General features: G+C 38.0%; 10 protein-coding genes and 1 pseudogene. All 11 read left to right on the top strand.

The features are described from left to right. Positions 1-28: 28 nt before the first annotated feature. On the top strand, positions 29-1,720 hold the full coding sequence (locus V7077_RS17150) for a cache domain-containing sensor histidine kinase (protein ID WP_335504103.1): 1,692 nt from the start codon (positions 29-31) through the stop codon (positions 1,718-1,720). Positions 1,721-1,741: 21 nt separating this feature from the next. Next, positions 1,742-3,334: a response regulator gene (locus V7077_RS17145; RefSeq protein WP_335504101.1), complete on the top strand. Its 1,593-nt coding sequence runs from the start codon at positions 1,742-1,744 to the stop codon at positions 3,332-3,334. 190 nt (positions 3,335-3,524) lie between these two features. Next, positions 3,525-4,631: a family 43 glycosylhydrolase gene (locus V7077_RS17140; RefSeq protein WP_335504099.1), complete on the top strand. Its 1,107-nt coding sequence runs from the start codon at positions 3,525-3,527 to the stop codon at positions 4,629-4,631. A 17-nt stretch (positions 4,632-4,648) separates the two neighbouring features. Then, positions 4,649-4,921: pseudogene (locus V7077_RS17135) on the top strand (glycosyl hydrolase 115 family protein); the annotation flags it as partial. 37 nt (positions 4,922-4,958) lie between these two features. Next, positions 4,959-7,019, top strand: a complete 2,061-nt coding sequence (locus V7077_RS17130) for a beta-galactosidase (protein WP_335504097.1) — start codon at positions 4,959-4,961, stop codon at positions 7,017-7,019. An 11-nt stretch (positions 7,020-7,030) separates the two neighbouring features. Further along, positions 7,031-7,195: a hypothetical protein gene (locus V7077_RS17125; protein WP_335504095.1), complete on the top strand. Its 165-nt coding sequence runs from the start codon at positions 7,031-7,033 to the stop codon at positions 7,193-7,195. Between the two features lie 62 nt (positions 7,196-7,257). Next, a complete protein-coding gene (locus V7077_RS17120) occupies positions 7,258-9,657 on the top strand; it encodes a hypothetical protein (RefSeq protein ID WP_335504093.1) in 2,400 nt (799 codons plus the stop codon). A 195-nt stretch (positions 9,658-9,852) separates the two neighbouring features. Further along, positions 9,853-12,261, top strand: coding sequence for a glycoside hydrolase family 3 N-terminal domain-containing protein (locus tag V7077_RS17115; protein WP_335504091.1), 2,409 nt, complete (start codon positions 9,853-9,855; stop codon positions 12,259-12,261). Between the two features lie 95 nt (positions 12,262-12,356). Further along, entirely contained in the window at positions 12,357-13,091 is a 735-nt protein-coding gene (locus V7077_RS17110) for an SDR family NAD(P)-dependent oxidoreductase (RefSeq protein ID WP_335504089.1), read from the top strand. A gap of 147 nt (positions 13,092-13,238) precedes the next feature. Beyond that, on the top strand, positions 13,239-14,696 hold the full coding sequence (locus tag V7077_RS17105; protein ID WP_335504087.1) for a DUF5060 domain-containing protein: 1,458 nt from the start codon (positions 13,239-13,241) through the stop codon (positions 14,694-14,696). Positions 14,697-14,967: 271 nt separating this feature from the next. Next, positions 14,968-16,518, top strand: a complete 1,551-nt coding sequence (locus tag V7077_RS17100) for a DUF5060 domain-containing protein (RefSeq protein WP_335504085.1) — start codon at positions 14,968-14,970, stop codon at positions 16,516-16,518. The last annotated feature ends 113 nt before the right edge of the window (positions 16,519-16,631 follow it).

The raw sequence follows: 16,631 nt of genomic DNA, 5'->3' as shown, positions 1-16,631 counted from the left end.
GTTCAAATTTATCATGAAGTTCAAGGACTTGTCTTTAAGTTTTAAATTATATCTATCCATAATGGTATTGATTATCATTCCCTTAATTATTGTCGGATTTTTTTTGAATCGTCAATTTGCTCAATTTGCGTTAAACAAAGCTAGCGAAAATGCGCTTCAAACGTTGAAGCAAACCGAAAACAGTTTTTCTACACTTGTTACGGATACCAATGATATTTCAGTCCGCATTCTGTCAAACGAGTCGGTGCAAGATTTCAGCAATGGTAATTACAGCGACAAGGCTGAATATGAAAAAATGTATTGGAATATTAACGAGTGGATTGATAACGTAGTTGGATCCAAAAATTACTTTGATTCGATAAGCCTATACTCACGCAACCATGTCATTTTTCAAAGAGGAATGCAGGTTCAGGACTTGGATCAAAAGATAATGGGGCGTGCTAATCGGCTCCAAGGAAGAGGGTACTGGGTAACCTCTCAGGGGAATGTCAGTTATTATCGTGCGATAATGGACATGCAAAACTTGGGAAGGATGCTTGGTATAGAAAGATTCGATATTCGAGAAGAATCGCTCTACCAATATTACAAAAAAATGAATTCTTATTCCGGTTCTCAAATCTTTCTATTAGACTCGTACGGACGGGTCTTATCTTCAACGGAAAGAAATCGGATGGGCGAAAACCTTGATCACATCGATTATGTTCGGAAAACACTGCATTTGAAAAATGGTTATTTTTCTACCCGTATTCAAGGTGAAAGGAATATTGTGCTCTTTTATACAATTGAGGCAACAAATTGGACACTGATACAAAGCATTCCGGAACATTCGTTCACATCAGTTAAAACTACGATTAATACCATTTTGTACATTGTCATACTGTTATGCATATTTTTTGGTATTCTGTTTTCTTTTGTCCAGCACAAATATATGGTTAAGCCGTTGCGAAATTTGCAAAAAGAAATGGAGAAACTTAAAACCGGTAATTTTGATATTTCATTGAATATTGATTCAAGAGATGAAATTGGGGAAGTAAGCAATGGATTTGTGAAGATGGCAAAGCAGCTGAATCATACGATAAATGAAGTTTATTTAACAAAAATCAAGCAAAGAGAAGCTGAATTAAAAGCATTGGAATCGCAGATAAACCCTCATTTTTTATACAATACATTGGATTCTATTCATTGGCTGGCAATTAAGCATAAAAATTATGATGTTAGTGATCAAATTGAAGCCTTGGCAGATATATTCAAGCACGTACTAAATAAGGGAGAAACCATCGTCACCATCCGCCAAGAGGTTGACTTTCTGGAAAATTATATGTTTATTCAAAAGCGAAAGTATGGAAAACGAATTCAACTATTCATTGATGCCGGCCCGGAGATCTTGAACTATAAGATGCCAAAATTAGTAATGCAGCCTTTAGTTGAAAATGCGATTGTGCATGGGCTGGAGCAGGTCATCGAGGGCGGTATGATTGAAATAAAAATAAACAGAGTGGACAAAGGGATTCAATTTATTGTTTCCGATAATGGAATAGGCGTTGATGAAGCCAAAATCCATCAAATGATGGCTAGCAGTGACGATGCGAAACATGTATTTGCATTAAAAAATATAGACGACAGAATCAAAATCAGTTATGGACAGGAATATGGACTTTATTTTACTAGCAGTTATGGGGTTGGCACAATCGTAAAGGTGCTTATTCCTCTTATTGAATAATGGAAATTGCGGGTGATTAAGATGAAGTTGTTGATTGCAGATGATGATGAGCAGATCAGGTCAGGGATTGAACAAGGAATTGATTGGTCAGCTTTGGACATTAAGCAGGTTATTACCGCCTCAAATGGGCTTGAGGCACTGCAACTTTTTACTGAGTTTCTGCCGGAGATCGTTATTACGGATGTCAGAATGCCTGGAATGGACGGCTTGGAACTGCTGAGGAAAATTAAGAAGAAGAAACCGCAGACAAGAGTGATCATTCTAAGTGGATATAACGATTTTGATTACCTTAAAAAAGCGATTCAATTAGGTGCTGTTGATTATGAAATGAAGCCCATTCGGGCACGGAATTTAATTGCACTTATTAAGAATGTAAAGGAAGAAATTATCCGACAACGTGTCACGGATCAAGAATTTCATAAATATCTAGACTCGTATAAAACAACTTTTGTAGAAGAATTGATTTCCGGCAAGATTTCGGACCTGTTGATTGTTCAGCAAGGATTGCAGCAATATTATAATTTTCATGCAACAGGATCGATCCTCTGTATATCCGCACAAATGGATGGTGACTGGAGGAAGAATCAGGATGGATTGAAGAGCGTGGCGGATACGATGAACCATCTTTTTGCAACCAGTGATGTAGCCTCTAGAGGGATCTGTTTATGGACAAATGAAGACAAATTTCTACTTTTGATGAGGACGGAAACACAATCTTATCTTTACAATTCTCAATTTGCAAATGAAATGACAAAACGGCTTAGGGCGTGGAATCAAGAGTTAAATGCCATTTGCCGCATCTCATTCTCGGCTGGAATCAGCAGTCCGGGCAGCGTTTCAGAGTTTAGTAAACTCTATCACGAAGCAAACCAAGCATTATGTATGCGACTTTACGAGGGGTCTAATTCCATCAAAGTGTACAATCGATCCATGGAATTAAAAAGTAGTATGATAATTGGTTTGCTAGAGAATATAGATTTCATATTGAAATTGTCCCAAGGTGACTTTGCTTCTATAGTAATGTTGGTTAATAGTGAATATGACCGCCTTAAGAAAGAAAGAAAATATAGTAGAAAAAGTGTTTCCGCCTATTCCCGTAAATTGCTTCAACTAATAATGGTCACAGTAAGTAACATTCCAGTTGATATGATCAATGACATTCAGGTGCAAATAGAATTCATTGAAGGTACTGAGGAAATTCTAGTGATCGATGAATTCAGGAATATAGTTGTTCATGTTGTTGAAGAGATTGGCAAAAGGTTATCAAAGGATCTTAGTCCGGCAATGATACGTGCGGATGAGTTTATCCGTAAAAACTATACATGTGATCTTACGGTAGGGATGGTTGCCGAACATGTCGGGAAAACACCAAACTATTTTAGTCATCTCTTCAAAAGAGAATTTGGAATCTCTTTCAAGGAATATGTGACACGCTTAAGGATAGACAAAGCGAAAGAACTTATTCTCAATACAAATGAGCTAATCTACGAAATTAGCGAGAAAGTAGGTTTTTGTGATTACACATATTTTACGCAGGTATTTAAGAAAATGGAGGGATTTTCACCTGCCGAATTAAGAAGAAGATCTTCGGAAAATGCAGTGATTGGGGAATAAATGCTTACTAATTATACATTTATATATGAGATATTGAGGACCTGAGGACTCTATTATATTCTCCCTCTAAGGGGCAGATTCAAATTATTATAGTCTAGATTTTTTATAACATAAACAAATTTATTGGAATAAAGATAATTAGTTTTATGTGAAAATGTAGGAAAGATAGAATGAGAGAAGTGAGTATAAAATGAAATATAATTCAATCAGACCAGGACAAATTTGGTTAGATACCGAAGGAAAGCGCATTCAGGCGCATGGGGGGTCCATCATTACTGTAGGAGATACTTTTTATTGGTATGGTGAAAATAAAGAAAACACAAAGGCCGGAAATGGAATTTGGCATTGGGGAGTTAAATGCTATGCCTCAAAAGATTTGTATAACTGGGAGGACAAAGGGATCATCATTCCTCCTAATGAAGAAGATGAGAACTCTCCCCTGTATCCTTCTCAATTCATGGATAGACCACATATTATTTTTAATGAAAAAACAGGTAAGTTTGTATGCTGGCTGAAGATTATGAAAAAAGAAGGAACACAGGAATCAACGGTTTTGATTAGTGACCATATTTTAGGACCATATACCATGGCGAAAAGTGGTCTCCGTCCATTAAATATGAGTGCGGGTGATTTTGATTTGGTCTTGGCGCCAGATGGAAAGGCTTACTACTATTTTGAAAGAGTTCATAGTGAACTGGTTTGTGCCGATTTAACAGAAGATTTCACGGATGTAACAGGTTATTATTCTACTCATTTTCCAAATATCCAACCTCCTTATGTTCGTGAGGCACCAGCCTACTTTAATAGGAAAGGACTACACTACTTGTTCACATCCGGCACAACAGGATATCATCCAAACCCATCGGAAGTAGCTCGCGCAAAAACTTTTCATGGTCCATGGGAGATTTTGGGGAATCTGCATACAGAGGATTCTACGTGCACTTCATTTAATTCACAGATCACATCTGTATTTAAACATCCTTTTAAAAAAGATTTGTATATTGCATTGGCCGATAGATGGCTTCCAAAGCTTCCAGAAGTTATCGGAGATGATTTTTATAATGGAAATAGATATCGAACTGTTGAAGAAAGATTTAAATTATTATTCGGTCCAGATAGAGATTTAGTTATACCAGAAGAATCCAAAAATGACTCGGCTTCGGAAAGACAAGAATATGGTCTAGGTTTAGATGTGGATACCTCGATAGCAGATTATGTATGGCTACCTGTAAGATTTGATGGGGAGATGGCTTATTTAGACTGGAAAGATGAATGGAAAGTGGAAGATTATGAATAACCGTCAACCAGAGTCGATATCAGATGGGACTTGACGTTTTGAGAGATTCCGAGCATGGGAAGTGGGATCGCTTTTACCGGGCGGATTGGCTCACGAATATCAAGAGTACGGTCCATAATGTAGCCACACTAAGGCGGTTTCTGCGTATTCACGGTGATAGTCCTGATTTCTTTTTGTGGTAAAAGGAATATCTGATGCCCGAAACGGAGAATTGTATTTATTTGGAAAACACGCAACACAATCCACTTTCCGACGACGAACTTGCCAAAAGGTTGAAAGAACTTTTTTGAAAAAGGGTACAAATAAATGATGGATTGGGGAGAGACGATGACAAAGTTTCATAGAACATATACTACTAAAGCTAATTTTATGCTTCATGGGGGAGACTACAATCCTGATCAATGGCTAGATAGAACTGATATATTAGCGGATGACATCAAATTGATGAAGTTTGCCCATACGAATACTTTTTCTGTTGGCATTTTTGCCTGGGCTGCATTAGAGCCGGAAGAAGGAGTGTATAACTTTGAGTGGTTAGATAAAATTTTTGATGATATCTACGGTATCGGCGGACGAGTGATTTTAGCCACACCAAGTGGGGCTCGTCCTGCTTGGATGTCTCAAAAATACCCTGAAGTACTGCGAGTTAATTCAGCAAGAGTGAAGCATCTGCATGGCGCAAGACATAATCATTGCTTTACTTCACCGATTTATCGTGAAAAAACTCAGAAGATCAACCGCCTGTTAGCTGAAAGATACGGTCAGCATCCTGCTTTGTTAATGTGGCATATCTCAAACGAATATGGCGGCGAATGCCATTGTCATCTATGTCAGGAAGCCTTCAGAAACTGGTTAAAAGAGAAATATCCTGACCTTAAATCCTTGAATCATGCTTGGTGGGGTCCATTTTGGAGCCACACTGTTACAGATTGGTCACAAATCGAATCTCCTTCTCCAATTGGAGAAAATACGGTAAACGGATTAAACCTTGACTGGCGCAGATTTGTAACCGATCAGACGATTGATTTCTTTGAAAATGAAATTATCCCCATAAAGGAAGTTACACCTGAGATTCCAGTTTCGACGAATTTCATGGCGGACACACATGAACTCATTCCGTTCCAAGCTCTTGACTATAGCAAGTTTGCGAAACATCTTGATGTGATCAGCTGGGATGCCTACCCTGCTTGGCACAATAATTGGGAGAGTACAGCTGACTTGGCAATGAGAGTAGGATTCATAGATGACTTGTATCGCAGTCTTAAACATCAGCCGTTTATTTTAATGGAATCTACTCCGAGTCTTGTAAACTGGCAACAAGTGAATAAAGCAAAACGACCAGGAATGCATCTGCTTTCCTCCCTGCAAATGGTGGCACATGGCTCGGACAGCGTCATGTACTTTCAATGGCGCAAGTCACGAGGTTCTGCGGAAAAATTCCACGGTGCGGTTGTTGACCATGATAATAGCTTGGATAACCGTGTGTTCCAAGAGGTTGCAAAGTTGGGGGGAATCTTGGAAAAGATTTCTGATGTAGTGGGAACAAATCGCCCTTCAGACGTTGCTATTCTTTATGATTGGGAAAGCAATTGGGCCCTTAACGATGCATCAGGCTTTGGTTTAAAGACGAAACGGTATCCGCAAACCTTGCAGACACATTACCGAACTTTCTGGGAAATGGATATTCCTGTCGACGTCATTACCAAAGACCAGGATTTCACCTCGTATAAATTATTAATTGTGCCAATGCTCTACTTAGTAAGCGAAGAAACGATTTCACGCTTGAAGACATATGTAGCCAGTGGCGGTACGTTAGTCATGACCTACATAAGCGGAATTGTTAATGAACATGATTTAACGTATTTAGGGGGCTGGCACAAAGACCTTCAAGAGATTTTTGGAATGATTCCTGTTGAAACCGATACGCTGTATCCAAATGATCGCAATGCAGTCCATTTCAATGGTAAAACGTATGAGTTAAAAGACTATGCAACAGTTATTCAATTAAATGCAGCTAAGACAGAAGCCCATTATGTGCAGGATTTTTACGCGAATACACCGGCTGTTACAAGCAACGTATTTCAGAAGGGAAAAACCTATTATATTGGCGCCCGGTTAGAGGATGATTTCCATCGTGAATTCTATTCGGGGCTAATAAACGAATTAGCGATTAAACCTGCTGCTTCCGTTAAGCATGGTAAGGGAGTATCTGTACAAGTGAGACAATCCCCTGAGTGTAACTATATTTTCATAATGAACTTTACGGAGGAAGACCAAACCGTCGTGCTTGAATCTGCTGTTAAAGATATGGTCACTGGAGAACAATTGTCTGGTGAAGTTGTTTTAGAAAAGTATCAAGTGAGGATTGTGGAAAAAGAAAAAAGTTGAGTCTGTTTAAAATGCCAGGAAATCAAAATAAACAGGATGCGGAAAGACAAGAATATGGCCTAGATTTAGATGTTGATACCTCCGTATCAGATTATGTATGGCTACCTGTAAGATTTGATGGTGAGATGGCTTATATAGACTGGAAAGATGAATGGAAAGTGGAAGATTATGATTAACCGTCAATTCACAACAAGACCATAACATTTTCGAACAATAAATAGTTAAAGGAAAATAATAAATGAAAACATACATTGAAAAAAAAGCCAATTTCTTTAAGTCGGCCAAACCTATTTGGCCTGAGGAATTAATGGGGCAAATGAATTATACTTTAGAATTTAGAGCAGTTATTGACATGCAAAGTTTTGAAACATGCAAACTAAAAATAGCAGTCTCTACCATATATAGAGTTTTTATTAATGGAGAGTTTGCAGGTTATGGACCTGCAAGAGCAGCAAAAGGTTACTTCCGGGTTGATGAACTCGAAATTTCCGAGAAGCTAGCTAAGGGTATAAATATCATTACAATAGAAGTTGCTGCTTATAATGTAGAAAATTACTATATTATGGAACAACCTGAATTTATCCAGGCCGAGCTGTTGTGTGGAGATGTAGTGATTGCTTCAACTCAAGGTAATGGTGTGTTGTTTGAAGCAAGGTTATGCAATGAACGGGTGCAAAAAGTTCCCTTCAACAGCTTTCTAAGAGGATCGTTTGTTGAATATTATAAGCTTGATTCTCGGTATGCAGATTGGAGAACAAAACAAGATTACGATTTAAAGGCTGTTGAATGTCAAGTAGTACCTGAAAAAACATTTTTGCCTCGTGTGGTTGAGTATCCTGAGTTTGGTTTGAAAATGCCAGTTAAAGAAGTGGAAGAGGGCATTTTTGAAGAGGATGAAACAGCAGAAGCATCATGGATAGCGTTTTTTACTGATATGGTTGGCCGAGTTAAAAAGGGATATACCATTAATGAATTCGAAGAGGATCCAGCCATTGACCTACAAAAGATTAGATACTGTCAAAAACTCAAAAGCGACAGTTTTCTCACCAGTGACTCTACAACTGAGTTACATAAAGGTTCATACAAAACCTTTGATTTTGGTACCAATTTAACAGGCTTTATCGGTGCCAAAGTAATAGCTAAAGAAAAGAGTAAAATTATCTTTTTATTTGATGAAAAACTTACTGATGGAGATGTAGACTTCAAACGTGCAGGAATTAATCCCTTTATTGTATATGAACTTGAAACAGGAACATACAACCTGGAGGCTTTTGAAGCTTACACTTTAAGATATTTAAAAGTAATGGTATTTGAAGGTTCCAGTGAGATTAGCAATATTTATCTAAGAGAATATACAAACCCCGATGTATTTAAAGCATCTTTTTCATGTAGTGATACGAAATTAAGCCCTCTTTTTGAAGCTGGTAGAGAAACGTTGCGGCAAAACTCAGTGGATGTTTTTACTGACTGTCCATCCCGTGAAAGGGCCGGATACCTGTGTGACAGCTTCTTTACTGCTAGAGCAGCTTTTGATTTATCAGGTAATACCAAGGTAGAAAGACTCTTTTTTGAAAACTACCTCTTGGCAGATAAGTTTGATAAGTTACCTGAGAACATGTTGCCAATGTGTTATCCTGCTGATGCTATTGGAATCGTGACAGATTTAAAATCAGAATATGGGGATTTTATCCCAAATTGGTCATTGTGGTTTGTAGTGCAGCTTGAAGAATATCTGAAAAGAAGCGGAGATACAGAGCTTGTAGAGAGATTTAAGCCAAAAGTATTAAGGCTGTTTGAGTATTTTAAGGCTTTTGAAAATGAATATGGACTTCTTGAAAAACTTGATGGCTGGGTGTTTGTTGAGTGGTCTAAAGCAAATGACTATGTCCAGGATGTCAATTATCCCAGCAATATGCTTTATGCAGGAGCTTTGGCTGCTGCAGGAAGAATTTATAATATGAATGAGTTGCTTGAACACTCTTACAGATTAAAAGAGGAAATTAGAAAGCAATCTTATAATGGAATATTTTTTGTAGATAATGCAGTGCGTGGAAATGGTGAACTACGAGTTACAAAAAACAAATCAGAAGTATGTCAATACTACGCCTTTTTCTTTGAGGTTGCTACACCTGAAACACATAAACATTTATGGAATACATTGTTGACTAAGTTTGGACCTAAAAGAAAGGCAACAGGAGCTCATCCCGATGTAGATCCGGCAAATGCATTTATTGGAAACTATTTAAGGTTGGATTTACTCTCACGATATGGGCTAGGGAAACAATTGGTAGACGAATCCAGCGATTACTTGACTTATATGGTAAATCAAACCGGAACTATTTGGGAGCATGCTGATGATTCTGCAAGCTGCAATCATGGATTCGGTTCACATATTGTGTACTGGCTATATAAAAATGTTTTAGGTATTAGCGATATTAATGTGTTAAATAAATTTATTTGCCTGAGGTTTGAAGCATCAGACTTGGATTGGTGTGAAGGGAGAGTACCGATAAACAACGGCTTTCTAAGTGTTAAATGGTGGAAAGAAGATAACACTATCTTTTACAGTGTTGAAATACCGGGAGGATTTAATCTGAAAGTGGAAAATATGACCGGTTTATCCCTTGTTCGTAAATAAATGTGATTTTTGAAGTAGTTGAAAAGAATCGTAAATATGAGAAGGTGCTGCTGAAAGGCTGATGGAATAATTAACTGCACAGCAGCACTTTTTTTTAAATGAATACACTTATCAATATAATGGAAGATTCTCGGGATACAACTTATAAATTATAAATAGATTTCGCTAAATAACAAGTATGCAAGGAGAAAAATTATGAAGAAAACGAGTATGAAATTTATGGATTCTTCACTCTCAGCTGAAGAACGTGCAGATGATTTGTTGCAGAGAATGAGTATTGATGAAAAAATGGGGCAGATTGTTTGTTACTTCCCTATAAAACTATCGGAATATGAATACTTAGAAGAAAATTATAAACATGGAGTGGGGCAGGTTAGTACTCTTGAGATGAGGTCGCTAGACACACTTGAAGATGCTGCAAGGTTCCAGCATGAAATACAGGAAAAAGTCATGTCGCTAAGTGAACATCGTATTCCGGCCATTTTTCATATGGAAGGTCTTTGTGGTGCGTATGTACAAGGGGCTACCAGCTTTCCTTCAGGGATTGGAAGAGCCTCTTCTTGGGATCCTGAATTAGAGAAAGAAATCGGGAAAATTGTTGGCAGGCAGGAGCGCGCGGTTGGCATCACACAAGTCTTTGCACCGGTATTAGATATATCCAGAGATTCAAGAATGGGTAGACAAGGAGAGACCTATGGTGAGGATCCTACTTTAGCAGCGGCAATGGGCGTTGCCTATACGAAAGGTATTCAATTGGAAAAAACGGGCCATCGACGTTCTGAAAGTGTCGCAAAGCATTTTCTGGGCTTTCATGCTTCTGATGGCGGAATACATGGGACTCATGTTGATATGCCGACAAGACCTTTACGAGAAATCTATGGGAAGCCCTTCCAGGCAGCAATTACAGAAGCAAATTTAAGAGGAATCATGCCTTCTTATAATTCTATCAATGGAGAACCGGTGTCCGCTTCCAAAGAAATATTGACAGGAATCTTGCGGGACGATATGGGCTTTGATGGAATCACGGTATCAGATTATTGTGCGATTATGAATATTCATGGGGTTCAGAAGGTATGTGAAAGTTATACGGAAGCAGGACTTCGTGCATTAAGCGCTGGTATGGATATGGAACTAATGATTAAGAAATGCTTTAATGACGAGTTAGCGGAATGGTTTGAAACTGGGAAAGCAGATATTGATATTTTGAACATAGCTGTAAGGCGTATTTTAGCTACTAAATTTAGAATGGGGCTTTTTGAGAACCCTTATGCCTTATCTGGTGAAGAGCTGACAAAGGCTTTTCATTGCTCCAAAGATGAGGACGTTACGCTGCAATCAGCCAGAGAATCACTAGTGCTTTTAAAAAATGATGGTACTTTGCCTATTCAAATGAATGTGAAAAAAATTGCTGTAATCGGATGCCATGCTTCAGACGCTCGAATTTTCTTTGGAGGCTATACTCATTTTAGTATGGCGGAAGGACTGTTAGCTGCCATTTCTACTATGGCTGGTCTAGAAACAAAGGCAGACGAGAAGAAATCTGTGATGAAGACAATCCCTGGAACCCCTATACAGGCGGATGATGATCCAGCTTTTGAGGCACTATTACAGAAACAAAAGCCAGGAATCAAGAATTTACTTGAGCAATTACTGGAAAGTCTGCCTCAAACTGAAATTGCTTATTCGTATGGATATCCAGTGGCAGGAAATGATATGTCTGGTCATGAAGAGGCTTTAAGAATAGCCCGTGATGCCGATTTGGTTATCGTTACATTGGGTGGCAAACATGGCACCAGCTCTATTGCCTCTATGGGAGAAGGTATTGATGCAACGGATATTAATCTCCCAATCTGTCAGGAAACCTTTTTAGAAAAATTATCTGAATTGCACAAAGAGGTAGTAGCCGTACATTTTAATGGCCGCCCCATCTCGAGTGATGCAGCAGACAAGTATGCAAATGCCATTCTAGAGGCATGGAATCCTGCAGAAAAAGGTGCAGAAGCGATTACGGATGTTTTACTTGGTAACTATAATCCAAGCGGGAAGCTTCCAATATCTGTGGCACGTTCCGCTGGACAGGTACCTATTTATTACAATCATCCGAATGGCTCCAGTTACCATCAGGGAGAAAGCATAGGTTTTTCCGATTATGTGGATATGCCTCATACACCTAGATATTTCTTCGGGCATGGACTTTCTTATACCAGTTTTACGTATTCTAATTTGAGATTAAGTAGTACGGAAATAGAACCAAACGGTGTAATCACCATTACTTTTGATTTAGAAAATACAGGTGAAACGCAGGGAACAGAAGTAGTTCAGCTTTATTTTAAGGACCGTTATGCCAGCATGACTAGACCAGTCTTGGAATTAGCAGGATTTAAACGTATTGAACTAGAGCCTGGAGAAAAGCAAACCGTTTCTTTCCAGGTAGAGCCAAGTCAAATGGCGTTTCTTGATCGGGACATGAAGTGGAAAATTGAGGCTGGTGACATAGATGTGCTAATTGGATGCTCTTCTATTGATATCAGGCTAAAGGACAGCTTTAGAGTTGCATCAGATTTATATATTGACGGTAAAAATAGAAAATTTTACGCAAAATAAAGAAATTTAATAATAGAGTTGGATTCATAGACACGTAGAGATATTTTCATAAGTCCTTAAAGGGAGTTTAAGATGATAGAAAGGGGATATGAAAGATGGATCGAATGAAAGGGAAGGTTGTCCTAGTAACTGGAGCCGGTAGCGGCATAGGTAAAGCCAGTGCAATTCTTTTGGCAAAAGAAGGAGCCAAAGTTGTATTGACGGACATTCAAACAGACACCTTAAATACTACTGTTTCAGAGATCGAAGCTTTTCAGGGTGAAGCAATAGGTATTAAACTTAATGTATCTGATGAAGAAGAATGGATTGCTACTATACAAAAAGCAGTTGGCACGTTCGGCACAATTAATGTACTAGTAAATAGCGCTGGCATTAGCAGCCAATTTGATACTACGGAAGAATGGAAGCGCCTGTTAAACATCAATTTAACGGGGAGCTATTTGGGTATGAAGCAAGTCATTCCCATAATGAAACAGGATGGTGGCTCTATTGTAAACATCGCTTCCCTTGCCGGACTTGTTGGTGGCGGTTTTAACGGTTATACAGCATCAAAAGGAGGTATACGCTCCATTTCTAGAGCTGCAGCAGTGGATTATGCAAAGGATAAAATCCGTGTAAATTCAATTTATCCAGGACTAATTATTACTCCTATGACCGAAGGCATACTCTATCATAATGTGTTGAAGCAAAAATTTGAGGAAAAAACGCCTCTTCCCCGGTTTGGAACCCCAGAAGATATCGCATTCGGCGTATTGTACTTAGCATCAGAGGAATCATCTTTTGTTACGGGTACGGAGTTAGTGATTGATGGTGGCACAACAGCATCTTGACTTTACATCTATTAGAAGAAAAACGTTTGTTGTAAGCTTGAATGTACCACAAGGCTGGAAGGTAGATTTTGTTGTCCTAGAACAATATTAAAATTGGGAGATCAAAATAATTAAATTTCAATTACCAAACTAGATTGGAGTTTTGAAATGAAAGATGAATTTATTGAGCAATGGGGACTGTTTGAAGTAAGTTGGGAAGGACCTAATGAAGGAAATCCTTTCATAGATGTATCGCTTAAAGCCATCTTTAAGAATGCAAATCGTGAAGTTGAGGTTAAAGGCTTTTATGCTGGTGAGGGCCAATATACCATTCGTTTTATGCCTGATCAAACAGGCGAGTGGTCTTTTCAAACGGAGAGTAATCTAGGAACCTTAAATCATTTAAAGGGTAAATTCCAATGTATTAAAGCTGGAGAGGACAATCATGGTCCTGTAATTGTTTCTGGTAAAACTCATTTTTCCTATTCAGATGGTAAACCTTACTATCCGTTTGGAACAACTGCATATGTATGGAACTATCAGAAAGAAGAGATTCAGGAGCAAACCTATGATAGTTTAAAAAGTGGTCCATTTAATAAAATTCGTATGTGTGTATTTCCAAAACACTATGATTACAATCTTCAAGAACCAGGTTTGTTTCCTTTTGTCGGTTCATTAGAAGAGGGGTTTGATTTTAGCCGTTTTGATACCCGTTTTTTCGATAATCTGGAAGAGCAAATAGCAAGGTTAGAAGAGTTAAATATTGAAGTCGATTTAATTTTATTTCATCCATATGACAGATGGGGATTTAAAAATATGGGAATAGAAGTAGACCAGCGTTACCTTACTTATATAATTGCTCGTTTGGCTTCTTTTCGAAATATTTGGTGGTCTTTAGCGAATGAATATGATTTGATTGAGAATCGTTCGATGGCTGAATGGGATGATTTGTTTAAATTCATACAAAAAGAAGATCCATCACAACACTTAAGGTCCATTCATAATTGGCACCGCCCAGACAATCGCAGTAATACGCATTGGTATGATCATAGTAAGCCATGGGTAACACATGCAAGCATTCAACATCCTGACACTTCGATGGTTATGGAATTGCTGGCATTATATGAGAAGCCTGTCATTTATGATGAATGCCGGTATGAGGGGAATATAAATCATGGATGGGGAAATCTCACGGCTGAAAGAATGGTTCAATGCTTTTGGGAAGGGGTTAGCCAGGGCGGTTATGTTACACATGGTGAGACATTTATGAATCCTAATGAAATTATTTGGTGGTCCCATGGAGGTAAGCTTTATGGCGAGAGTCCAGACCGGATTGCCTTCTTGCGATCTATCATCGAAGATGGACCAGTAAAAGGGTTAAAGCCGTTTAATTTTGAATGGACCGTTTTTGCAGGAAAAACAGGGGAGGAGTATTTACTTGCCTATTTTGGTGATAGTAGACCTTCTTCTAAAGTATTGCCATTTTCGGAAAATGAGAGGTACAAAATAGAAATTATTGATACATGGGAGATGACCATATCGCGTTTAGTAGGAGAATTTTCGGGTGGGTCAACTATTAATCTCCCCTCTAAACCATATATTGCACTAAGGGCGATCCAAATATAATTAAGCGGTTAAAAGATTGATTATGAAAATCGTACTATCTATTTAAAGAAGGATTTTCTCCATTTAGGGGGGGATCCCTTTTTATTTTTTAAGATTTATGATTCACAACAAACTTCAATAAATATAGTAGAAATTTTATAAATTAAATAGAAATGTTGAAATACATGACAAGTTGTATTATGGAAAAATATTATATGAAAATGTAGTAAAGACAAATGGGAAATGTCCACAAAAACCACAAAAGAGGAAAAAATAGAGAGGAGAGCATTATATGAGACAAATAGAAAAATATAATATATTTGAGAGATGTATTAAAGGCCCGGAGCCATCTACTACCAATGTTAAGGTGGATTTTACTGGAACCTTTATAAAAGAGGACAAAGAGGTTAACATTAAGGGATTCTACAATGGCAATGGTGAATATTTAGTTCGCTTTATGCCTGACGAAGAAGGTATTTGGCATTATGAATTAAGCCTCAAAGTTTCAGAAGAAATTAGAGAATCTGGGGATTTTGAATGTATTAGGGAAACAGCAAATAATCATGGGCCTGTGATGGTTAATGGTATGAATTTTCATTATGCCGACACTACCAGATATATTCCAATCGGAACGACATTATATTCTTGGATTCATCAACCAACGAATCTTATCGAAAAGACAATTGAAACATTGTCCCGAAGTCCATTTAATAAGGTACGTATGTGTGTGTTTCCTAAAAGTTTTATGTATAACAATAATGATCCTGAGCTATTTCCTTTCGAAAAAGATGAAGCAGGCAATTGGGACGTAAACCTGCCAAACTATGAATTCTGGGAACATTTAGAGGATCAATTAACAGCGCTTTTACATTTAGGTATTGAAGCTGATTTAATTTTATTCCATCCATATGACAGATGGGGGTTTGCGAACTTAAGCGGAGAGGATAATCTGACGTATCTTGACTATTGTGTAAGAAGGTTGGCAGCCTTCAGAAATATTTGGTGGAGTTTAGCAAATGAGTATGATTTGGTTTTTAATAAGAATGAAGAAGACTGGGAATCCTTTGGCAAGTTTATTAGTAGTGAAGATCCTTATCACCATTTGTTATCCAACCATAACTGCCTAAAAGTCTACGATGCATCGAAACCATGGATTACCCACTGCTCTATTCAGACAAATAGTGTTCAAAAAACAAAAATGTTCAGAGATCGATATAAAAAGCCGGTTTTGATTGATGAGTGTAAATATGAAGGAAACATTGAACCAAGTTGGGGAAATATTTCGGGATTTGAAATGGTACACAGATTTTGGACTGTTATGGTACTTGGTGGATACTGTACTCATGGAGAAACGTTTCATAGGGATGATGAGGTTCTTTGGTGGGCAAAGGGTGGAGAACTATACGGGGAGAGTGTAAACCGGATTGCTTTTCTAAAGAATATTATGTCTGAAATTGATGGGGATATCCAGCCAGACAAAGCTACATTTGATGTAAATCCTAATGATCCTAGTATAAAGGAAAAACTTGATTCTGTGGAGATGGATCCATTTGCAAAAGCACTATTTAGTCTTGAACCAGTTGAATTAAGTGAGTTTATGTACGGTTTTTCCTCGGTCTTTTCAGGGAGACATGATGACAAATACATGATCAAATATTTGGGAAGGGAATGTCGTTGCTTCACTGAAATTGAGCTGCCTGAAAACGGTGAAGAGTATTCAATCGAAGTAATAGATATTTGGGAAATGACGCGTGAAACAGTGCTTGATAAAGGAAAAGGTAAGGTAAGGGTTAACTTACCAGGAAAAGAAGGTATAGCGGTTATTGCGACTAGGAACAAATGACGGCAGAAGGGATAATCTCCTTTTAGGGGGGAATCCCTTTTTTATTTTTAAAGATATGGTGATTCACAACAAGCACCATTAAATATTGTAGAAATTTTATAAAATAAATAGAA

The sequence above is a fragment of the Neobacillus vireti genome (assembly GCF_036962465.1).
GTDB classification, from domain to species: Bacteria; Bacillota; Bacilli; order Bacillales; family Cytobacillaceae; genus Neobacillus; species Neobacillus vireti_B.
The sequence above is the reverse complement of the archived record's forward strand: the minus strand, read 5'-3'. Positions and strand labels throughout refer to the sequence as shown.